The 22,057-nt window shown below is 50.9% G+C and carries 19 protein-coding genes; 12 read left to right on the top strand and 7 right to left on the bottom strand.

Features of this window, described 5'->3' with window-relative positions; genetic code table 11:
* Nucleotides 1-14: 14 nt before the first annotated feature.
* On the bottom strand, nt 15-560 hold the full coding sequence (locus G9C99_RS01110; RefSeq protein ID WP_166415613.1) for a peroxiredoxin: 546 nt from the start codon (nt 558-560) through the stop codon (nt 15-17).
* Nucleotides 561-760: 200 nt separating this feature from the next.
* On the opposite strand from G9C99_RS01110, the gene lipA reads away from it, so the two are divergent.
* Nucleotides 761-1,714: a lipoyl synthase gene (gene lipA, locus G9C99_RS01105; protein ID WP_166415612.1), complete on the top strand. Its 954-nt coding sequence runs from the start codon at nt 761-763 to the stop codon at nt 1,712-1,714.
* Between the two features lie 269 nt (nt 1,715-1,983).
* On the opposite strand, the gene hpt is transcribed toward lipA, so the two are convergent.
* The gene (gene hpt / locus G9C99_RS01095) at nt 1,984-2,520 is read right to left on the bottom strand and encodes a hypoxanthine phosphoribosyltransferase (protein WP_166415610.1); all 537 of its coding nucleotides are present in this window, start codon (nt 2,518-2,520) and stop codon (nt 1,984-1,986) included.
* A gap of 160 nt (nt 2,521-2,680) precedes the next feature.
* Between hpt and G9C99_RS01090 the strand changes: the two genes are divergently transcribed.
* On the top strand, nt 2,681-3,124 hold the full coding sequence (locus tag G9C99_RS01090; RefSeq protein ID WP_166415609.1) for a type II toxin-antitoxin system RatA family toxin: 444 nt from the start codon (nt 2,681-2,683) through the stop codon (nt 3,122-3,124).
* Nucleotides 3,125-3,176: 52 nt separating this feature from the next.
* Here the strand turns inward: G9C99_RS01090 and G9C99_RS01085 are convergent, their stop codons facing one another.
* The 4 genes from G9C99_RS01085 to G9C99_RS01070 form a co-directional block, all read right to left on the bottom strand.
* A complete protein-coding gene (locus tag G9C99_RS01085; RefSeq protein WP_166415608.1) occupies nt 3,177-4,358 on the bottom strand; it encodes an ammonium transporter in 1,182 nt (393 codons plus the stop codon).
* A gap of 159 nt (nt 4,359-4,517) precedes the next feature.
* Nucleotides 4,518-4,985, bottom strand: coding sequence for a CinA family protein (locus G9C99_RS01080; protein ID WP_166415607.1), 468 nt, complete (start codon nt 4,983-4,985; stop codon nt 4,518-4,520).
* The gene (locus G9C99_RS01075; RefSeq protein WP_166415606.1) at nt 4,982-5,479 is read right to left on the bottom strand and encodes a phosphatidylglycerophosphatase A family protein; all 498 of its coding nucleotides are present in this window, start codon (nt 5,477-5,479) and stop codon (nt 4,982-4,984) included. The genes G9C99_RS01080 and G9C99_RS01075 overlap by 4 nt, the downstream gene beginning before the upstream one ends.
* Nucleotides 5,476-6,612, bottom strand: coding sequence for a bifunctional 2-C-methyl-D-erythritol 4-phosphate cytidylyltransferase/2-C-methyl-D-erythritol 2,4-cyclodiphosphate synthase (locus G9C99_RS01070; protein ID WP_166415605.1), 1,137 nt, complete (start codon nt 6,610-6,612; stop codon nt 5,476-5,478). Before G9C99_RS01070 ends, G9C99_RS01075 begins: the two co-directional genes overlap by 4 nt.
* Before the next feature lie 194 nt (nt 6,613-6,806).
* On the opposite strand from G9C99_RS01070, the gene dusB reads away from it, so the two are divergent.
* The 9 genes from dusB (at nt 6,807) to hflX (ending at nt 18,611) form a co-directional block, all read left to right on the top strand.
* The gene (gene dusB / locus G9C99_RS01065) at nt 6,807-7,781 is read left to right on the top strand and encodes a tRNA dihydrouridine synthase DusB (RefSeq protein WP_166415604.1); all 975 of its coding nucleotides are present in this window, start codon (nt 6,807-6,809) and stop codon (nt 7,779-7,781) included.
* On the top strand, nt 7,778-8,848 hold the full coding sequence (locus G9C99_RS01060) for a two-component system sensor histidine kinase NtrB (protein ID WP_166415603.1): 1,071 nt from the start codon (nt 7,778-7,780) through the stop codon (nt 8,846-8,848). Before dusB ends, G9C99_RS01060 begins: the two co-directional genes overlap by 4 nt.
* A gap of 9 nt (nt 8,849-8,857) precedes the next feature.
* Nucleotides 8,858-10,234, top strand: coding sequence for a response regulator (locus G9C99_RS01055; protein WP_166415602.1), 1,377 nt, complete (start codon nt 8,858-8,860; stop codon nt 10,232-10,234).
* A 124-nt stretch (nt 10,235-10,358) separates the two neighbouring features.
* Nucleotides 10,359-12,560, top strand: coding sequence for a sensor histidine kinase NtrY-like (locus G9C99_RS01050; RefSeq protein ID WP_166416272.1), 2,202 nt, complete (start codon nt 10,359-10,361; stop codon nt 12,558-12,560).
* Between the two features lie 11 nt (nt 12,561-12,571).
* Nucleotides 12,572-13,978, top strand: a complete 1,407-nt coding sequence (gene ntrX / locus G9C99_RS01045) for a nitrogen assimilation response regulator NtrX (protein ID WP_166415601.1) — start codon at nt 12,572-12,574, stop codon at nt 13,976-13,978.
* 57 nt (nt 13,979-14,035) lie between these two features.
* Nucleotides 14,036-15,412, top strand: coding sequence for a Trk system potassium transporter TrkA (gene trkA / locus G9C99_RS01040; RefSeq protein WP_166415600.1), 1,377 nt, complete (start codon nt 14,036-14,038; stop codon nt 15,410-15,412).
* Between the two features lie 66 nt (nt 15,413-15,478).
* Complete coding sequence (locus G9C99_RS01035) at nt 15,479-16,936, top strand: TrkH family potassium uptake protein (protein WP_231703938.1); 1,458 nt, start codon at nt 15,479-15,481, stop codon at nt 16,934-16,936.
* A 160-nt stretch (nt 16,937-17,096) separates the two neighbouring features.
* Nucleotides 17,097-17,330 (top strand): RNA chaperone Hfq, encoded by a 234-nt coding sequence (gene hfq, locus G9C99_RS01030; RefSeq protein WP_166415598.1) that lies wholly within the window; start codon nt 17,097-17,099, stop codon nt 17,328-17,330.
* 9 nt (nt 17,331-17,339) lie between these two features.
* Nucleotides 17,340-18,611 carry a GTPase HflX gene (hflX, locus tag G9C99_RS01025; protein ID WP_331459970.1) on the top strand — a complete coding sequence of 424 codons (1,272 nt, stop codon included), beginning with the start codon at nt 17,340-17,342 and terminating at the stop codon, nt 18,609-18,611.
* A 12-nt stretch (nt 18,612-18,623) separates the two neighbouring features.
* Here the strand turns inward: hflX and G9C99_RS01020 are convergent, their stop codons facing one another.
* Nucleotides 18,624-21,083: a penicillin acylase family protein gene (locus tag G9C99_RS01020; RefSeq protein WP_166415597.1), complete on the bottom strand. Its 2,460-nt coding sequence runs from the start codon at nt 21,081-21,083 to the stop codon at nt 18,624-18,626.
* A 95-nt stretch (nt 21,084-21,178) separates the two neighbouring features.
* Between G9C99_RS01020 and G9C99_RS01015 the strand changes: the two genes are divergently transcribed.
* Nucleotides 21,179-22,054: an NAD(P)-dependent oxidoreductase gene (locus tag G9C99_RS01015; RefSeq protein WP_166415596.1), complete on the top strand. Its 876-nt coding sequence runs from the start codon at nt 21,179-21,181 to the stop codon at nt 22,052-22,054.
* Nucleotides 22,055-22,057: the final 3 nt, after the last annotated feature.

Here is a 22,057-nt window from a genome sequence, read left to right as displayed (position 1 = left end):
CTAACTTACAAAATTTATGCAGCAGCTTCTGAGTTTGCTTTGAGCCATGCCAAAACAGTCTCAGGGGAAGATTCGCCATATGGATCGTCGCCGTGGTTGTCTTCGCGGCCTGGCTCTTCGAACCATGCTTCGACAACGCCGTCTTTTACAACAGCAGCATAACGCCATGAACGATCACCAAAGCCGAGGTTGTCTTTTGCAACCAGCATGCCAACTTTGCGGGTGAATTCGCCTGAGCCATCAGGGATCACATCAACGTTGGAAACGCCTTGTGCTTCGGCCCATTTGTTCATGACAAAGCTGTCGTTCACGGACATGCAGTAAATTGCATCAACGCCTTCAGCTTGGAAATCAGCAAAGCCGTTTTCGTAACCTGGCAATTGGTATGTTGAACAGGTCGGTGTAAATGCGCCTGGGAGCGAAAACAGAACAACACGTTTGCCGCCAAAGTAGTCAGCAGTTGTTTTGTCTTCCCAACGGAATGGGTTTGGGCCTTCGATTGACTCGTCGCGTACACGTGTTTTGAACGTCACGGTTGGCAGTTTGATACCAGCTTGCATGGTGTCTATCCTTCGGTGAAAGTATGAAATGAGTTCGCCCAAATAGGGGTGCCTGCGGCAGCCTTATAACGATTCTAATTTCGGATCAATCACCTCACTGTCGCAGGGTTAACTTAGACGAATTTTTATGCTGTTAGGTCGCATCTGGTAACTCTGCACAGGCTTGGTTATAACTTGATCAACTGAGAAGGAAAATCGCGATGCGTGATCTTAAAATCCCGGCCGAACGTCACCCAGAGAAAGCCCACCGCAAAGACAATGCGCCGTTGAAAAAGCCCAGCTGGATTCGTGTGAAGGCTCCGGGTGGTGAGGGCTACGCTGAAACCCATAAAATCATGCGCGACAATAAGTTAACCACCGTCTGCGAAGAGGCAGGTTGCCCGAACGTCGGTGAATGCTGGTCGCAGGGCCACGCCACAATGATGATCATGGGCGAAGTCTGCACACGCGCCTGTACCTTCTGCAACATCGCCACCGGTAAGCCACCCGAAGACCTCGATATTTTTGAACCGGGCCGCGTTGCGGATGCGGTGAAAAAACTTGGCCTCAATCATGTGGTGATCACATCGGTAGATCGCGACGACATCAAAGATGGCGGTGCTGAACATTTCGCACAAACCATCCGCGCCGTGCGCCGCCAATCGCCTAAAACCACAATCGAAATTCTGACGCCCGATTTCATCCGCTGTGATGACAGCGCGCTAGAGGTCGTCGTCGCCGCCAAACCTGATGTGTTTAATCACAACCTAGAAACCGTTCCGGGTCTATATCCCGAAGTGCGCCCCGGCGCGCGCTATTTTCATTCCCTGCGTCTGTTGCAGCGGGTCAAAGAGTTGGATCCGTCGATGTTCACCAAATCCGGGATCATGGTTGGGCTTGGCGAAAACCGCCAATCTGTGCTTCAGGTGATGGAAGACATGCGCGCCGCCGACATTGATTTCCTCACTATCGGCCAATATTTGCAACCGACCGTGAAACACCACGCGATTGATCGTTTTGTTACGCCGGATGAATTCAAAGCCTATGAAACCGCCGCCTATGGCAAAGGATTCTTGATGGTATCTGCGACGCCACTGACGCGATCCAGTTACCACGCAGGTGATGATTTCGCCCAATTGCGCGATGCGCGTTTGGCCAAATTGGCCCGCGGCTAACATCCAAAATCCGACAATCGTATGCATAGGAGCCATACGATTGTCATACGCTTTGTGCACATAAATCATACGTCGTATTTACTGGGTTGGAAAACGGACCCGGCCGCGTGCATCCCCATTTGGGGTCAGTGCCTCTGGCCAACCAAAGAAGTAATCATACCCCGCAAGAAGTAAGCACAAGCCTATGATTGCGAAGACAAATTTTACTTTATCTTCGCTTGGCGGGTTCTTGGCCCATTGTTTAGCGCGCAATAACCAGCGAAAACTAATCATGTGAAACGGACTTTGCCAATGAACGGTAGATTGCGATTTCTTTGCGCAAAATCAATACCATAACCCACAACAAATTCATCCGGGATGGTGAAACCTGTCCAGTCGGCTTTCACTTCGACTTCACGACGGGTCGGTTTATCCAACAACGCGATCGTGCGCATCTTTTTTGGCTCCCGAGATTTCAGCAATTTCACCACGTGTTTAAGGGTGAAACCCGTGTCTACAATATCCTCAACGAGCAGCACATCGCGACCATTAATTTCACCGCGTAAGTCCTTCATAATACGGACTTCTCTAGAGCTTTCCATGCTATCTCCGTACGAGGATGCTTCTAAAAAATCGACCTCAACCGGTAGGTCCAATTCGCGCACCAGATCAGCGATAAAAACGAATGATCCGCGCAGCAATCCAACCACAACCAACTTATCCGTATCAGCGAATTCTGCCTCAATTTCATGGGATAATTCTTCAATCCGCGCGGCAATAGATTTTGCTGAAATCATCTGATCAATGACATGTGGTCGATTAGGCATTGCTTTCTCCGGTCTTGCTAAGCCATTGGCAAATTAGCCAAGTCACCGCGTGATTGATAGTGCGAATTACGGTGGGATAACAGAAAAGCGAATGGATCGGCTCTTGATTTTTGGTACGAATTGGCACACATGACCTTCCCAGAGAATGAGGGGTTGTTCGATGCCGACACATGGCGAAACACGGGTTCTGCCGTATTCAGCGCAACAGATGTATGATCTGGTGGGCGATGTCGCGCGTTATCCTGAATTCCTGCCGTGGTGTTCAGCTGCGCGTATCAGGTCATCTGTTCCGCGTGATCAGCAGACCGTTTTAACTGCCGATTTGGTTATTTCGTTTAAAGTGTTTCGGGAACGTTTTGGCAGCCGTGTTGTCCTTAATCCTGAGACGATGCGCATTGACACTGAATATTTGGATGGCCCGTTTAAGTTTTTGAAATCCTATTGGCAATTCAAAGATATAGACGGCGGCGTAGAGGTCGAATTCTTCGTTGATTTCGAATTCAAAAATGCAATTCTACAAAAGCTGATTGGCGTTGTTTTTAATGAGGCCATGAACCGCATTGTTAAAGCTTTTGAACAACGCGCGCAGGTTCTTTACGGATAACCCCCGCGCTTGATGCGCAGGGGTACATGTTATTATTCGAAAGAGACGCTCATTAAGACGTCATATCGTAAGCGCGCTCACCATGCGAACTGAGATCAAGACCGTTCACTTCGCTTTCAAGATCGACCCGAATTGGGGTGATCACCATCGTGACGCGGATCACGATATAGGTCACGACAATTGTAAATACCCCAACAATTGCCAACCCGCCTAACTGCGCGGCCCAACTTCCCAGACCAAAGACTGCGATCATGATAGTGCCGAAAATCCCTCCAACGCCATGTACTGCAAACACATCTAACGTATCGTCAATATTCAGTTTATTTCGGATAAAGGTTACGCTTTCCTGACATAGAATACCGGCCACGGCACCGATCATCATGGCCTGCATGGGGTCCACAAAACCCGAGGCGGGTGTAATCGATGCAAGGCCCGCAATGGTTCCTGTCACAAGGCCCACCAACGACGCCTTGCCATATTTGATTTTCTCCCACAAAGCCCACGTTAACGACGCTGTCGCAGCAGAAATATGCGTGACCGTAATGGCCATAGCGGCACCACCATCAGCAGCGAGTTGCGAGCCACCATTAAAGCCAAACCAACCGACCCATAGCATTCCAGCGCCGATCATAACAAAACCGGGAGAATGCGGCGGGGTTGTACGATTTTTACGCGGACCAAGGAATATCGCAATCATAAGTGCGGCAATGCCGGCCGTTTCATGCACAACAATTCCGCCGGCAAAATCTTTGACACCAGTGTCACCAAAAATTCCGCCATCGGCTAAAAAGCCACCACCCCAAATCCAGTTTACTACAGGGGCATAACACAACAGCATCCAAAGTCCTGAAAATGTTAATACAAATCCAAAACTGATCCGTTCTACATAAGCCCCGACAATCAGTGCAGGCGTAATGATAGCAAAGGTCATTTGAAACGCAAAGAACAAGACTTCGGGCAATGTTCCGGACAGGCTATCGGCGTCTATGCCGGAAAGAAACGCCTTGCCCAAGCCACCCCAGTAGGGGCTGTCACCGCCGCCAAAAGCGATCGTATAACCAACGGCGAGCCAGAGGATGCTCATTAAACAGGCAATGGAATAGCATTGCATAAACACGCTGAGAACATTACGCGACCGGACCAACCCGCCGTAAAACAGCGCAAGGCCCGGTAATGTCATAAATAGAACAAGTGCTGTGGCGACCATGATCCACGCGGTATCGGCTCCGACCATTTCTTTTCCCCTCGGTTGAGATGGTTTCAAGGGCAAAGGATGCCGAACCGAAGAGAAATGAAAGAAACTCAGCTGGAATAGGCTGAATTATTGGGCCTGATTATTAAACTGCGTAGAATTTGAGCAGTAAAATCCTGCATTGGGTGAAAATAACGCTGTTCAGGAAAGCTGTTGGATCAATAAAGTCAAAGCGTAATCGCGCGCGGCTTTGCGAACATTATCGCGCCCCAAGGGACCGAACTCTTTAGTTTCCGTGCGTACTTGGTTTCCAGTGCTAATTCCAAAGCAGACTCGCCCTTCGGGTTTAAAATCGCTGCCACCGGGGCCTGCAATACCTGTGATCGAAACAGCGACAGTTGCGCGAGATTGTTGAACTGCCCCCGATGCCATTTCACCAGCGACTTGTTCGGAAACAGCACCAAATTCATCTAGGCTGTGTCGCGTAACGCCGAGCATTTCGATTTTTGCGTCATTGGTATATGTGACAAAGCCTCGGTCAAATATGGCTGACGATCCTGCGATATCAGTGATCGCAGCACTTACCATTCCGCCGGTGCAGCTTTCGGCGGTTGCGATGATTGCACCGCGTTCCTTCGCAAGGTTAAGCAAGGTGAGCGCAAGGGTCATCCGCCCAATACTCCGTGCGAGAACCACGCGCCAAGACCAACGGCAAACGCGGCCATAATTCCTGCAATCACATCATCTAGCATAACGCCCAGCGCGGTGTGCTGACGATCCGCCCAACCAACAGGCCCGGGTTTTGTGATGTCAAATAGGCGAAACGCCGCAAATCCGACAATCCAGCCAGGATATAATGCCAACATATCAACACCTGCATGTGACGCCCCAATCGCAACCGGCCAGAGCGCAATCCACATACCGACAACTTCATCAATGACGATTTCAGAAGGGTCGTGGTCAGATTTACCTTTGGTGTCCTGAACGGTTGCCCACCAGCCTGCAAAAAAGACGACAACCGTTGCGATTGCGAGCAGATTAAAACCGCCGATCAAGTTTAAAATATATGCCGCGGGCAGGGCGGCCAATGACCCCCAAGTGCCGGGCGCAGGGCGTAAATGTCCCACATGAAAAAAAGTGGCGATGATATGGGGAAGGTTCATAGTTTCACCAATGTCGCGGTGGCAAGTGCTGCGATCCCTTCTTTGCGGCCCGTAAAGCCAAGCCGTTCCGATGTGGTGGCTTTTACGCTCACACGATCTAAATCCATCCCCATTAAACGGGCCATTTCTACACGCATCTTTTCAGAATGCGGCCCGATCTTTGGTTGCTCACAAATGAGGGTGCAGTCAACGTTGCTGATACCAAATCCCGCATCGCGCGCGCGCTGACAGGCGTGTGTTAGAAAAATATGGCTTGCCGCCCCTTTCCATTGAGGATCAGACGGGGGGAAATGTTGACCAATATCGCCATCTGCCAAGGCGCCGTAAATTGCGTCAGTCACCGCATGCATACCCACATCGGCATCAGAATGGCCTAGCAACGCTTTGTCGTGGGGAATTTCAACACCACATAAAATGACGTGATCCCCCTCGGTGAAGGCGTGTACATCAAAGCCATTGCCTAGGCGAATATCCATAGTGTGTTCCATCATTTTTTCGGCGCGCGCAAAATCCGCTGCATGGGTGAGTTTAAGGTTTAAGTCATCCCCTTCAACAATGCGGACAGGCATGCCAGCTTGCAAGGCGACTTCGACGTCATCGGCGGCTGATCCGTCATGTTTAAGGTGGGCGTCGCGAATGGCGGCCAGATCAAAACCCTGTGGCGTTTGTGCGCGCCATAGCCCGTCGCGGGATTGTGGAGACGTCACAAAGCCATCTGACGCACGCCATAATGCATCTGTAACCGGGAGGGCAGGTGCAGCACCAGGTGCGTCATTTAACGCATCCAACACACGATCAATGACGGCATGTGAAATTAAAGGCCTTGCGCCATCATGAATAAGGACCTTTTGCGTGCTAGATGGCGCAGCGTTTAAACCCGCAAGCACCGACGCCCCGCGTGTGGCACCACCCGCAACACACGTCACATTTTCAACCGAGATATTCAGATCAAAGAGCGCTTGATCGTCTGGGTTCATGACAATGACAATATTGGAAATATCATTGTGAGTTTGGAACTGGGAAATGGTACGCTGCAATACAGGGATCCCACGCAATTTTTGATATTGCTTTGGAATATCGCCGCCCGCACGTGTGCCGCGCCCCGCTGCCACAATGATTGCTGTGACTGTCATGAATACCTCTGGTTTGTTGTGCTTTTCCTAAACGCTCTGAACTTTGCTGACAATAGACTCTCGCCTTTGCTATGAATGCCTAAAAATTGAGCAGTGAAAAAACATCCGTTAAATTGGGCTATCACTGTTTGCCACATAGGGATTTCCCCCTTAAACCTAAAAAACGCAAAGAAAGTTGCACAAGGATTAGGCGTTTGGCCTTACAGATTTCTGATATCACGTTGAACCCACCAGTTTTACTCGCGCCTTTAGCTGGGATTACAGATTTGCCTTTTCGCAATCTCGTCTCGCGTTTTGGGGCAGGGTTGGTGGTCAGCGAAATGGTGGCCAGTCAGGAAATGGTGCAATCTAAACCCGGCGTACGCGCGAAGGCCGAATTGGGGTTTGACGCAGCGAATACGTCTGTTCAGATCGCCGGACGTGATGCCTATTGGATGGGTGAAGCCGCCCGTCAGGTCGAAGCCAACGGCGCACGCGTCATTGATATCAATATGGGGTGCCCGGCAAAAAAGGTCGTGAACGGGTATTCTGGTTCTGCTTTGTTGCGCGATCTGGATCATGCTTTGACGTTGATTGAGGCCGTCGTTGCTGCGGTTGATTTACCTGTGACCTTGAAAACGCGTCTGGGATGGGATGATGCGCTGTTGAATGCGCCTATTCTAGCAAAACGGGCTGAGAGTGCCGGTATTCAGATGATCACCATTCATGGTCGCACCCGGTGTCAATTCTACAAAGGCCGCGCAGATTGGGCTGCGATCCAGCAGGTGAAAGACGCCGTTGAAATCCCCGTGGTGGCCAATGGTGATATTGTGGATAGCAATACCGCGCGCGAGGCTTTGACCCTATCCGGTGCAGACGGCATTATGATCGGTCGCGGCGCGCAAGGAGCGCCGTGGAAATTGGCCGAAGTTGCGGCAGATCTTTATGGCGGCGCTAAACCGAACATACCGCGATCACATGAATTTGTATCAATGGTTTCTGATCACTACGAAGAGATGTTAAAGTTTTATGGATCAGAGCTAGGAGCCAAAACCGCGCGTAAACATTTGGGGTGGTATATGGATCACGCCAAAACTGAACCAACGCTTCGCAAAGCCGTGTTAACAGAGCGCTCACCTGAACAAGTGTTGGTGCTGCTAAAAGATGCGCTTGAGGATCATTCAGGATGAGCATTGACGCTGAAACCCTCTGGCGGACACTGCCAATGCCGACGCTGCTGATTGATCAGCTGGATTCGATCAAAGAGATCAATCCAGCGACTGAAAGTTTTCTGAACCGATCCAGAAAGTCGTTGATTGGAAAACCAACGCATTCGGCAATCATTCTGGAAAACGCACCAAATACATTGAAAGATGCATTTGATCGTTGTCGCCAATCGCAAGCACCCGTTTTGATGAATGAAATGAATGTTCTTGTTTCAGGCGTGCCTTATCTTTGTCAGGTTCAAGTGGGGGTGTTGGATGATACAAAAAACACCCTTTTATTGACGATTCATCCCAACGATATGGTTGGGCGTGTAGGGCAACAGCAAAACAGTAACAAAGCAGCGCGCAGTGCGATTGGCATGGCGGAAATGCTTGCACATGAAATCAAGAATCCGCTTGCGGGGATTACCGGGGCTGCGCAGTTATTGTCGATGGGGTTGTCGGCCGAGGATCAAGAACTCACCAAATTGATCGTTGAAGAAAGCCGCCGTATCGTGTCTTTGCTTGAGCAAGTGGAACAATTTGGAAACTTGCTACCGCCGCACAAACAGCCCGTCAATTTGCATAATCTTCTTGATCGCGCGCGCCGCTCCGCGAGCGTCGGGTTTGGTGCCTCTCTGAAATTGGTGGATGACTATGATCCATCTTTACCTGACGCGCAGGTCGATCCTGATCAGATGTTGCAGGTGTTTCTTAATCTTCTCAAAAACGCGGCTGAGGCCGTTGGCGTTCGCGAAAATGGGGAAATCTGCATTCGAACGAGCTATGACCACGGGCTTCGATTGCGCAACAAAGATGGATCAACCCGGTCCGTTCCATTGCAGGTCGATATTATTGATAACGGTCCCGGCGTTCCCGAAGACATGCGCGATCATATTTTTGATCCGTTTGTATCCGGGCGGGAAAATGGAACCGGGCTTGGCTTGGCTCTGGTCAGTAAAATAATCGCTGATCATGGCGGATTAATGAGTCTGGACACGAAACCCGGGCGCACGGTGTTTCGTGTATCGCTTCCTTTGGCGCAAACGTAGGAGAATACGATGGATGGCACTGTTTTAGTTGCGGATGATGATCGTACAATCCGCACTGTTCTGACCCAAGCATTGACCCGCGCAGGTGCCAAAGTGCACGCAACAGGATCAATGGCAACATTGATGCGTTGGGTCGAAGAGGGCCGCGGTGATCTTGTTATTTCTGATGTTGTTATGCCCGACGGCAACGGGCTTGAGGCACTTCCAAAAATCACAACCTTACGGCCAAGTTTGCCGGTGATTATCATTTCTGCGCAGAACACGATTACAACCGCAATCAGGGCTGAGGCTGGCGATGCTTTTGATTATCTGCCCAAACCCTTTGATCTGCCAGAGCTTATGACTCGATGTAGCAAGGGGCTTCAGCAAAAACAAACGCTTCAAGCGCCTTCACCCGCAGTGCATTCGGAATTTGTGGCTGAAACACAGGATTTGCCGTTGGTAGGCAGCAGCAAAGAGATGCAAGCGCTTTACAGGTTGGTTGCGCGTATTATGAACGCTGATCTGCCAGTCTTGGTTGGGGGCGAAAGCGGGACGGGCAAAACTTTGGTTGCGCAAGCCATCCATGAGTTTAGCGAGCGTCGAGCTGCGCCTCTTTCGCGTGTTGGACCAGATGATTTTTCCGATAGCGTCTCTGGACAGGGATTGTTGGAAAAAGCGGGCAACGGATCGCTGTTGTTCGATGAAGTTGGCGCATTTAACCTAGAGGCGCAGGCGCGTTTGGTTCGGTTTATCGATGGTATCCCGGCGAATGGCCCCCGTATTATAGCGACCAGTCAGGCGAATTTGATCAATTGTCTCTCCGAAGGGTCGTTTCGCGATGATCTCTATTACCGATTGTCTGGCGTGGTAATCGATATTCCCCCATTACGGGATCGCGTCGAGGATATCAGCCTCTTGTCACAACATTTCCTAGAACGCGGGGCAGCAGAAGGATTGGCTGAGCGGTCTCTTTCTGACGACGCCATAGGTGCATTGGTGCAATTTGCGTGGCCAGGAAATGTGCGGCAACTGGAGAACGTTATGCGTCGGCTTCTGGTTACAAGTGCAGAAAACACGATAACATCTGAAGACGTGCAAACCCTTATCGGCATAGTTTCGCCAACCGAGGCCGTCCAATTTGCACCGCAAAACGAACGCCTGTCGCAATCTGTTGAACGTCATTTAAAGCGATATTTTGATTTGCACGGCGATGAAATACCGCCAAGTGGGCTATATCAACGGGTTTTACGCGAAGTTGAGCTGCCTTTGATCGAATTGGCTATGGATTCCGTCGGTGGCAATCAGGCTAAATGTGCCGATCTTTTGGGGATCAACCGCAATACATTGCGTAAGAAACTAACAGAACTCGATATTAGGGTGACACGCCGCCGCAAATTGATGTAAAACCGCAACAAAAGAGTGACCGGAATGTTTCAGTCCGGGAACAAGTATAAAAAGCGGTATTTCGCAAAATGCGACTGAATTTTGATGGAATCGGTGTGTGGCGCACCTGATTGGAAAAACGACAATGGATCGGCTCGTGCGGCTTCGGCGGCTGAGACGATTGCAGAATATGTCGACGCTTGGGTTGGTTCTTTTGGGGCCAATTTTGGCGATTGCCACATTTATGGTCCTCGGTCCTTTCCGGCCTGCAAATAACACGAATGCGCTGCGGCTCGTTCTTTTAGCCGATTTCGTTTATGTTTTGCTTGTTGCGGCGTTGGTCTTGCAGCGTATCGCGCGGATGATTGCGGCACGGCGCGTGCGTTCGGCTGGATCGCGGCTTCACCTGAGATTGACAGGCGTATTTACCTTTGTTGCGTTGATCCCAACGGTTCTGGTTGCGGTCTTTGCGATGCTGACTGTGAATGTCGGGCTAGAAGGATGGTTTTCTGACCGTGTGCGTCAGGTTGTTGGTTCTTCACTTGCTGCCGCTGAAGCCTATAAAACAGAACAATCCATTGCTTTGACAGCAGATGCCGCAGCTTTGGCGGATTACGTTAACCTTGCGCAGTCCGCTAATTTCATCATCCCAGATGGTGAGCTAAGACAAGTTTTGGAAACGGGGCAGGGCTTGGTCCAACGTGGTCTGCGCGAAGCTTTTATCATTGATGGCAGCGGCAATATACGCGCCCGTGGCGAACGATCGTATCTGTTTGATTTTGAAATGCCCTCTGCGGATAGTTTTGATCGCGCGATCGAAGGCGAAACAGTTGTTATTGAAGATTGGCCTATCAACGAATTTCGCGCTTTGATTATGCTGAGCACCTTTAATGATCGTTTTCTCTATGTGACCCGTGATGTGGATGGAGAAATTTTAAACCTGCTCGACGATACGCAGGAAACTGTTGCGCTTTATAACCAACTCGAAAGCGACAGAGGGCGCATGTTGTTTGAGTTTGGTCTTCTGTATCTCGGGTTTGCGGTGATTTTGGTGCTTGCGGCGATCTGGTTAGGTCTTTGGTTCGCCGAACGGCTTGCGCGCCCTGTTGGACGTTTGGCTGGCGCGGCGCAGATGGTTGGCTCTGGTGATCTAGACGTTCAGGTGGTCGAAGAAGACGGTGACGATGAAATCGCTATGCTAGGTCGCCTGTTTAATCAGATGACCCGTCAACTAAAGGGGCAGCGCGATGCACTTTTGGAAAACACGGATCAGATCGAATTACGTCGTCGTCAGTTTGATTCAGTGTTATCGTCAATCACTGCAGGGGTTGTCGGTTTGGACGCCGAAGGCACGGTAACGTTCGTGAACCGTTCGGCTGAACGTTTGCTCGACTTACCTGATGAAAACCGCCGTCTTCAGATTGGCTTAGCCGTGCCAGAATTTGGCGCTTTGTTTGATAAGTTATGCGAAGGCAGTCGCAATGTCGCCCAAGAAGAAATCAAATTGGTGCGGGCGGGTAAGCTTGAAAACCTACTCGTGCGTATGTCGACCCGGCGCAACGAAGATGGCGTGTTAGAAGGTTATGTTGTGGCTTTTGATGATGTGACAGATCTTGTTTCAGCACAGCGCATGGCTGCTTGGGGGGATGTGGCGCAACGCATTGCGCATGAAATCAAAAACCCACTCACGCCTATTCAACTCTCCGCAGAGCGCCTTAAGCGTAAATTCGCGCCCAAAGTTGGCGACGATGCTGCGGTATTGGAACAGTATACCGATGTGATCGTGCGCCAAACTGGTGATTTGCGGCGGATCGTTGATGAGTTTTCAAAATTTGCGCGTATGCCTGAGCCTGAACGCCGGACCCATGATCTTGCGCAGCTTTTGCGTGATGTCGTCCTATTGCAGGACGTTGGGCAAAGCGATGTAATACTAACGTCCGATATCCCTGATAGCGTTTTTTCAGCAGAGGTCGATGCGACGATGATTTCGCAGGCTTTGACCAACTTGATCAAAAACGCGGGCGAAGCGACTGAAACCTTGAAAGGTGAAGCGGGTTACCAACCCGAGGTACGGGTTTCATTGCAGATGGACGAAAATGATGCGGAGATCCGTATTTGTGACAATGGGATTGGTTTGCCCGCGGATCGAGCAAAACTGCTGGAACCCTATGTCACAACACGTTCAGAGGGCACAGGCTTGGGCCTTCCGATTGTGAAAAAAATTGTCGAAGAACACGGTGGCGCCTTCCTGCTGGAAGACGCAGAGCCATTTACTGAAAACGCAAGGGTTGGAGCAATGATGATTATCCGTCTGCCAAATGTTACAATCCAAGAAGAAAAAGAATAAGTGAGGGTAGTATGTCTGATATTTTGATCGTGGATGATGAACGTGACATTCGAGAACTGGTCGCGGATATTTTACAAGACGAAGGCTATACCACTCGCCTGGCTGGGAATTCCGATGACTGCATGAAAGAAGTGCAAGCTGAACAGCCTGCGCTCATGGTGTTGGATATTTGGCTAAAAGACAGCGACATGGATGGGATTGATATCCTGAAAACTGTCAAACGCGATTATCCTGATGTTCCGATCGTGATCATCTCAGGACACGGCAACATCGAAATTGCTGTCGCTGCAATTAAGCAAGGGGCCTACGATTTCATTGAAAAGCCATTCAACATTGATCAGCTTTTGGTGGTGATCCGCCGCGCGATGGAAACGTCGCGTTTGCGCCGCGAAAATTCTGCGTTGCGCCGCAAAGAAGACGGTCCAACTGAAATGGTTGGATCAAGTTCGGCGATTAAGGTGATGAAATCTAACCTTGATAAGGTGACGAAATCCAATGGTCGTGTGATGCTTACTGGACCAGCTGGGTCCGGGAAAGACGTAGCAGCCCGATACATTCACACCAATTCGAACCGCGCCAACGCACCCTTTATCACTGTAAGCGCCGCCTCTATTGAACCAGAGCGCATGGAAGAAGTCCTGTTTGGTCGGATATCTGAGGCCAAAGGCGTCGAAATGGGCTTGTTGGAACAGGCCGACGGCGGGGTTTTGTATTTTGACGAAATCTCTGACATGCCAACGGTGACGCAGTCAAAAATCTTGCGTGTATTGGTAGATCAGAAATTCCAACGTGTCGGTGGTGGCGATCTCGTTAATGTGGATATTCGTGTGATATCCAGTACAAACAAAGATTTAGAAGCCGAAATTGAAGCCGGAAATTTCCGCCAAGAGCTTTATCATCGCTTAAACGTTGTGCCGATTGCGGTTCCGTCACTCGAAGAACGCCGTGAAGATATTCCGGAAATTGCGCAGTTCTTCATTGAGAGCTTTAACAAAGACCAAGGATTACCACTGCGTGCTTTGTCTGATGAAGCGCACGCACTGTTGCAAACTATGCATTGGCCCGGAAATGTTCGCCAGTTAAAGAACGTAATTGAACGCGCTTTGATTTTGGGCAAAGACAGCGGCCCGATTGAGGTAAATGAGTTGCCTCAACAAGACGAAGCAGCACCAGACGAAGGACGTGTCATACTGTCAGGGTCTTTGGCGACACTACCGCTGCGCGAAGCACGTGAAATGTTTGAGCGTGAATATCTGATGACCCAAATCAACCGATTTGGCGGGAATATCAGCCGCACCGCGCATTTTGTTGGTATGGAACGTTCAGCACTGCACCGGAAGCTAAAATCGTTGAATGTGGTAACAACAGCCAAAGCAGGCGGGCGGGTTGCGCATGTGGATGAGGTCGAACAGGACTGATTGACCCGGCCGGAGCTTCCTGCCATTCAAGGGGTGTAGGGACAAAAAGGATACCCGATGAAGGTAATCATTTGTGGTGCTGGGCAGGTGGGCTGGCAAATTGCGCGTCACTTGGCGGGTGAGAAGAACGATGTCACGGTGGTCGACAGCAACCCTGAACTGGTACAACGCGCTACGGAATCCCTTGATGTTCAAGGGATCTCCGGGTTTGCGTCTTATCCCGACATTTTGACCCGCGCTGGTGCGCGTGATGCAGATATGATTATTGCTGCGACCCACTCTGACGAAGTGAACATGGTAACGTGCCAAATCGCGCACTCTGTTTTTGCCGTGCCGCGTAAAATTGCGCGCCTCAGATCCCAGAGTTATCTGGATGCGATTTATTCGGATCTTTATCGTCGTGACCACATGCCGATTGATGTGGTGATTAGCCCGGAGCGCGAAGTGGCAGAGGCTGCGCTGCGCCGCTTATCCGCACCTTCGGCTTTTGAAACGGAGCTGTTCTTAGAAGATAAGTCGCAACTTTTGGGGCTTATGTTGGAGGATGATTGCCCGGTTCTAAATACGCCGCTGCGCCAATTGACAGATCTTTTTTCTACGCTCAGCGCTGTTGTCGTTGGTGTACGACGCGAAGGATCTTTGTTCGCACCAGAACCGGGGGATCAGTTATTCGCCGGGGATGAGGTTTATGTTTTTACCAACGTACAAGACGTAGCCCGCACGCTAGAGGTTTTTGGTAAAACATCCAAAAAACAAGAACGCGTTGTCGTTGTCGGGGCGGGAAATGTTGGGCTTGCGGTCGCTCAAGCGCTGGAAAAGCGCGCCGAACGCATTCGCGCAAAAGTCATCGAACGTAATCGCCCTTGCGCCGAACGGGCGGCTGACGCGTTGGAACGCACCATTGTTTTGCATGGGGATGGTCTGGATTCAGAGGTGTTAACCGAGGCCAACATCGCCCGCGCTGACGCTATTTTGGCTGTGACCGACGACGATAAAACCAACTTGTTGGCTTCTGCGCGCGCGAAATCCGCAGGATGCGCCATGTCGATTTGTTTGGTCAATGACCCGACAATGGTGCCTTTGATGCATCCTTTGAATGTTGACGCTTATATTAATCCCCGTGCGACAACGGTTAGTTCGATTTTGCGCCATATCCGACACGGGCGCGTGCGCCAAGTTTATTCCATCGGTGATGCAGAGGCAGAGGTGATCGAAGCACAAGTGCTTTCAACTTCAAAAATTGCCGGGAAATCCGTGCGTGACATCGATTTTCCAGAAGGTGTGCTGTTAGGCGCCATACAAAAGGGAACAGAGGTGGTGCGTCCACGCGGTGGAACCCGGATCGAAGAAGGTGACGTAATCGTTCTGTTTGCAATGGCGAAAGATGTTCCAGAATTGGAAAGCCTTCTGCAAGTCACAATCGAATTCTTCTAACCCATGCTTGCGCGCCTTCTCTCTCTGCCGCTTTTTGTGTCTTTGATGGGACTAAGCGCTTGCGCGATGTTTATCCCTGCGCTGTATGGCTATTTTGCCGACGAAGACCATGCCTCAAGAGTGTTTTTCTACGGCGGCGTATTGTTTTTGTTTTTGACTACAATTTTGGGTATCGCGACCTCTGCAAATATGGATAAAAACGTGATCCGCAGTCACCTGCTTGCGTTGTTGGGGGCGTTCACTGTTTTACCCGTAATGCTTGCTGTTCCGACTTACGAAGCCATTGGCAATACCACTTTTATCAATGCGTATTTTGAAATGGTGTCGAGTATCACAACGACGGGCGCCACGTTGTTTGACGAACCAGAACGTTTGTCGCAGACCGTGCATATGTGGCGCGCGACGGTCGGGTGGATGGGTGGTTTATTAATGTGGGTGGCGGCAATCGCCATCTTTGCTCCGCTTAATATTGGGGGCTTTGAAATCACGGCGCGCCGCCGCATTTCAGCAACAAGCGCCCATCACGTATATGCCGAGAATACCATCACCCCGGGCCAGCGGGTTTTGATGCATTTTTCCAGATTACTGCCCATCTATGTTGGATTAACCTTTGTACTTTGGATCTGTCTCATTCTAGCTGGTTCAACCCCGTTTGAGGCGCTCTGCCATGCTATGTCTACCATTTCCACAAGCGGCATTTCACCTGTTGGGGGAATTCAGAACGCCGGTGGCGGTATATTTGCTGAATTGCTAATTTTCATCTTTTTATTCTTTGCTATTTCACGGCTGACATTTGCCCCAGAAACGCAATCAGATTCCTTAGAACGGTTGGGGCGTGATCCCGAATTTCGTATGGGATTAATCTGCGCTATTGGTTTGCCATGCCTTTTGTTTCTACGTCACTGGGTTGGGGCTATCGAAGTAAACGAAGTCGAAAATGTTTCTGCAGCTATTCGGGTTTTATGGGGGAGCGCCTTTACCGTTTTATCCTTTCTGACAACAACTGGTTTTCTCTCTGATCATTGGGCCGAAGCAAGAAGCTGGTCAGGGTTGCAGACACCTGGATTAATTTTGATGGGGGTAGCCCTAATAGGCGGGGGCGTTGCGACTACGGCAGGCGGGGTGAAATTGCTGCGTGTTTTTGCGCTCTATAAACACGGGATGCGTGAAATCGAAAAGGTGATTCACCCGTCGTCTGTTGGTGGTGCCGGCGAAGCGGCGCGGCATCTGCGTGGAAAGGGCGCGCAGATGGCCTGGGTGTTTTTCATGCTGTTCGCGATTTCGATCTGTGTTGTTGCAGTCGCGCTTTCATTGACTGGGTTGAACTTCGAAGATTCGCTTGTGATGACCATATCGTCGCTTTCAACGACTGGACCTTTAGCCGAAGCCGTTTCCAACGGCGAAGTCCTTTATAGTGGTCTCAGCACCTCTTCTAAATTCATCGTCGCGGCAGCAATGGTGCTTGGACGCTTGGAAACATTGGCGATTATTGCTTTGCTAAACCCAGGTTTCTGGCGTTCGTAAAGTAAACAAATTATATCTAAGCAAGCCAAAGCATTCAAAGAAAACGTGATAAAACGCTTTTTTGGCTGGAATATCCTCTTTTCCCGTTCCATACTCCCCTAAATGAGGGAAATTATGACCTGCGGTTGCGGGGCAGAATAGAAAAAAGGCGAAAAGACCAATGGCTGCCGATAAACAAAATTTGCAGGATGCGTTTTTAAATCACGTACGCAAAACAAAAATACCAGTGACAATCTTTTTGATCAACGGCGTGAAACTGCAGGGCGTTATTACTTGGTTTGATAACTTTTGTGTGCTGCTCCGCCGCGACGGACAATCGCAATTGGTATATAAGCACGCGATTTCGACCATAATGCCGGGTCAGCCGATCAGCCTTTATGACGGTGAAGAATAAGCTTTGACTATTGAACGCGGCGAGCACCCGACACGATCTTGGGTGCTGCACCCCGATATTCATTCCAACCGCAATCGTCGGGGGGCGCAGAACGCTCTCGACGAGGCTGTTGCGCTGGCCGAAGCTCTGCCTGGTCTTGAAATTGTTGGCCAAACCTCTGTTCCACTGCCAAAAATGCGGGCGGGGTATCTGTTCGGCACCGGTAAGATCGAAGAGCTAAAAACCATTTTTCACGATAATGAGGTTGAACTCGTTCTTGTGGATGGTCCGCTGACGCCCGTACAGCAGCGTAATCTCGAAAAAGAATGGCACGTAAAGATTTTAGACCGTACGGGTCTGATCCTTGAAATCTTCTCCGATCGCGCGCGCACACGCGAAGGCGTTATTCAGGTGGATATGGCTGCGCTTAGTTATCAGCGCACGCGTCTGGTACGGGCTTGGACACACCTTGAACGTCAAAGGGGCGGTTTGGGGTTTGTTGGTGGTCCGGGTGAAACCCAGATCGAGGCTGACCGCCGTGCCATTGATGAACAAATCAACAGTCTGAAACGCCAATTGGCAAAAGTCGTAAAAACACGTGAATTGCATCGTTCAGCGCGTGCAAAGGTGCCTTATCCGATTGTTGCGTTCGTGGGCTATACCAATGCCGGGAAATCAACGCTGTTCAATCACCTGACCGGCGCGGATGTTTTTGCCAAGGATATGTTGTTTGCCACGCTTGACCCAACAATGCGTGCTGTGACTTTGCCATCAGGCAAAGACATCATCCTGTCTGATACCGTTGGGTTTATTTCGGATCTACCGACGCAGCTGGTTGCATCCTTCCGTGCAACACTCGAAGAGGTTCTGGCTGCAGATCTGATCCTGCATGTACGCGATATCAGCCACCCAGAATCCGATCAGCAAGGACGCGACGTTGATACCATTCTAGAAGAATTGGGCGTGGGCGAAGATGCGGTTCGGCTTGAGGCTTGGAATAAGATTGACCTATTGGATGAAGAAGGCCGCAATGCAGCCCTAAACGCTGATGAGCGCCGCGATGACGTGCATGCGCTCTCGGCTGTGACCGGCGAAGGTTTGGCGGAGCTGCTGGATGCAGTGTCCGAGGCGCTGACCGATCCGAAAACCGAAGTGACGCTTTCTTTGACCTTTAGTGAGGGGCGCAAGCGCGCCTGGTTGTTTCAGCAGGAATTGGTGCAGTCCGAAACCCAAACAGAAACCGGTTTTGACATCACCGTTCTGTGGACAGCGCGACAGGCCAAAGCCTACCGCGACGTTTAATCCATCGATACCTTAAGGGGCTGGCTGCAACCATGTTGTGCCAGCCGCCGCCGCCCGTGCGAGATCCGGGTCAAGCGACATTGGGATATATTCCCCCCGGCGCCATAGTTCCCCCAAATCATCATAGTAACGCGATAACGGGTGTCCCGATTGTCCTGTGGAGATGATGAATACGGAACTATCAGGATCCGCAAAATCATAAACACCGCGATACCCGGCGGCGTGCACATTGGCGAAAGGATCAACCCCTTCACCAGAAGTTACACCGCGCATCATTGTGTTATCACCACCGCTGGTCGATTGGCGGATGTTCACAAACCAGTTTAGAACTGGAACATCCCCCAGAACATCGTGGTCCTGTTGGGCTTCGTGGGCGTCGCCCCAGCGTAAGGATTCCAACCGGCTGCCGTAACGTTCGCTAATCCAGATCAAAGCATCATCCAATGCCTGCTGCGCAACCACAGTGCAGGTTTCGCTTGGCGCAGATTGAATGACATCACACCACCGTGCAGCCCCGCCAACATTGCGAAAAACCCGTTCAATAAAAATTGGATCAACATGGGTGAACTCTTCGGCCAATGGCCCCAGTTCATCCTGAATAAGCCGGTGTTGAAGCGCACGCATCCAAGCGGAATAAATCAAAGGTTCCGGTAGGTGTTCGCCCATTTCACCGTTCCATTCGGCAAGCAAAGTTAATGCGCGTTGGCGAGATCGTGCTTGGGTGCCTTCAGCAGCGGCGTCACCGGTAAACCACAAATCCGCGGCGACCAATGGTAGGAGTGCACGTGCCGTTGGGCTGACTGTGTCGCGCTGTGCCTCAATGAAACTATCGCGGGTATGAACGTCGCGGCTTTGCATGAGATGCTGCCAGCGCTGCACCCGTTGTGTATCGCCCCAAGTAAACGACATGTGACGAGGGAAGGGGCGATCGATGATTTTGTTATTGGTGTTGCCCAGAAGACCGCCATCAGGCGACACAAACTGAGGATTGGTGGCAAAATCAAACCGCCCCCGCCATCTGTTTTCGGGCAATGCTCCAAGGCTTGGAAAACGGCCTTGGCTTTGGTGACGCGACGAACGGCGTGGCATCGCACCAAAAGTCACAAGCGCGATGTCTTGTCCGTCGGCCAATGTCACATTCAGTGATGGCGCGATAAAGCGTTCCCCGGCTTCCATTGCTTCAGAAACGGTTTCGGCGCGCATCATTTGCAAAGCTGCACTGATGGTCGTGTCGTTGGGGGATAACGCAGTCCATGCAATCGATGTGACGCTGCCACGGGGGGTGATTGTTCCTAAATCATAAAGCAAAGGCGGCAAAACCGGACCGTTCTCTGTCCATTGCAATGTGACAGTGATCGGATCGCCGTCGCGCACATTAATTATCGTATCTTCCGACATAAAGGGTTTGAACCCGCTTGGTGTGCGGTATTCGTTCAGGTTTTGCGGGTTCACTTCTTCGATATAGACATCCAAGTCATCCAAATATGACGCTGTGATGCCCCAGCCTAATTGCTCTGACCTTCCAGACAGGACCATGGGTATGCCGGGAATGGTTGCGCCGATAACGCCACCTTGTTCCAATTGCAGGCGCGCCAAATACCAAGTGGAAGGGGCCGACAGCCCAAGATGGGGATCGTTGGCTAACAATGTGCCACCTCCAGCAGAGCGCGATGGTAAAGCTGCCCAAGCATTGGACGCCCCGGCCATACCGCGTCGCGGGAAAGGCGATAGGAAATCATCAGTGTCAAGCGCGGCATAGGTTGGGGATACCCCCGGCACAAGCGACGCATAAGGTGGCAGTTCAGCAATGCTACTGCCCGGCGCATTTGGTAAAATATCGCGTAGCTGATCATTTGATAGAACCAATGACAGACGCGCGCGCAAAACTTCATCCTCTAGGTGCGGGGACAATCTGAGCGCCATTAGCTTTATCAATGCGATAGAGTCGGCGGGCTGCCACGCGGTTAGAGGATTTGAAAATAGGAAAAACTCTGGTGCGCCACGACCCAAAGCGCCTTCGTTGATCTGGTTGATCCACGCGTTGACCCCGGCTGAATAAGCCTCAAGAATTGCGATGGTTTCTGGATCTTGGGCCGCGACAGATTGGCGGGCCAGATTGTAAAAATCCAGCCGTCGCATCAGCGTGTCTACCGTAACGGTGCGACTGCCAAAGACCTCAGATAAACGCCCCTGTGCTGTGCGGCGCAAAATGGACATTTGCCAAATGCGATCTTGGGCATGGGCAAAACCCAGTCCGAAAAAAGCATCCTGATCGTTTTGTGCCAACACATGTGGAATAGCGGCATTGGTGCGAATGATTTCCACAGGGGCGCTTACCCCCGGTATATCATAGGACGCCTCATATGTCGGGAGCGACCGACTGGCCAAATAATAGGTTCCCAAAACCGCAAGAACGGCCAAGGCCAAAACGGCCCCAAACAGACGCATCGACCAACGAAAAACCAGAACCATTTTTATCCCTCGTGTGCATCGCATCTGTTGACGCGCAACTCTGCCCCCTTCATTACGGTGTTGCTTGAGGCTTTGCAATTCGATGGAGTAATCACATGGCAAAAGTTGCGTTTTTGGGAATGGGTGTCATGGGATATCCGATGGCCGGTTATTTGGTTAAGGCGGAGCATGACGTAACGGTCTACAATCGCAGCAGCGCCAAGGCGCAGGCTTGGGTGGCTGAATATAATGGCGCGTCAGCTCCAACACCCCGCGAAGCAGCGGTTGGGAAAGACGTTATCTTTGCTTGCGTTGGTAATGATGACGATTTGCGCAGCGTATGTTTGGGGGAAGACGGCGCATTTGCCGGAATGCAGAAGGGTGCGATTTTTGTTGATCACACAACGGTTTCTGCAACTGTCACCAAAGAGCTATATGAAACAGCGAAAAGCATGGGGCTAGGCTATGTGGACGCGCCGATTTCTGGCGGACAAGCTGGCGCTGAAAATGGCTTGCTGTCGGTGATGTGTGGCGGTGATGAGGCCGATTATGCGCGTGTTGAACCCATCATGCAGCCTTATTCCAAAATTTGCCGCCGGCTTGGCGAAAGCGGTAAGGGACAGCTGACCAAGATGGTCAACCAAATTTGTATTGCTGGCGTTGTTCAGGGGCTGTCCGAAGCGCTTCATTTTGCAGAAAAATCCGGTCTTGATATTTCGGATGTGGTTGATGTTATCCAGCATGGCGCAGCCGGGAGCTGGCAAATGGTTAACCGCCATCAGGCAATGAAAGACGATGCCTTTGATTTTGGATTTGCGGTCGATTGGATGCGCAAGGATCTGAAAATCTGTATGGAAGAAGCCGACAAAAATGGAACGTCTTTGCCCATGACGGCTTTGGTCGATCAGTTTTATAAGGATGTGCAAAAACAGGGCGGTGGGCGCTTTGACACCTGTAGCCTTATCCGTCGTTTGCGCGCCGCCGAGGAATAAAGC

The organism is Cochlodiniinecator piscidefendens (assembly GCF_011326755.1).
GTDB classification, from domain to species: Bacteria; Pseudomonadota; Alphaproteobacteria; order Rhodobacterales; family Rhodobacteraceae; genus Cochlodiniinecator; species Cochlodiniinecator piscidefendens.
Note: the sequence above shows the minus strand (reverse complement) of the source record. Positions and strands in the feature narration are given on the sequence as shown.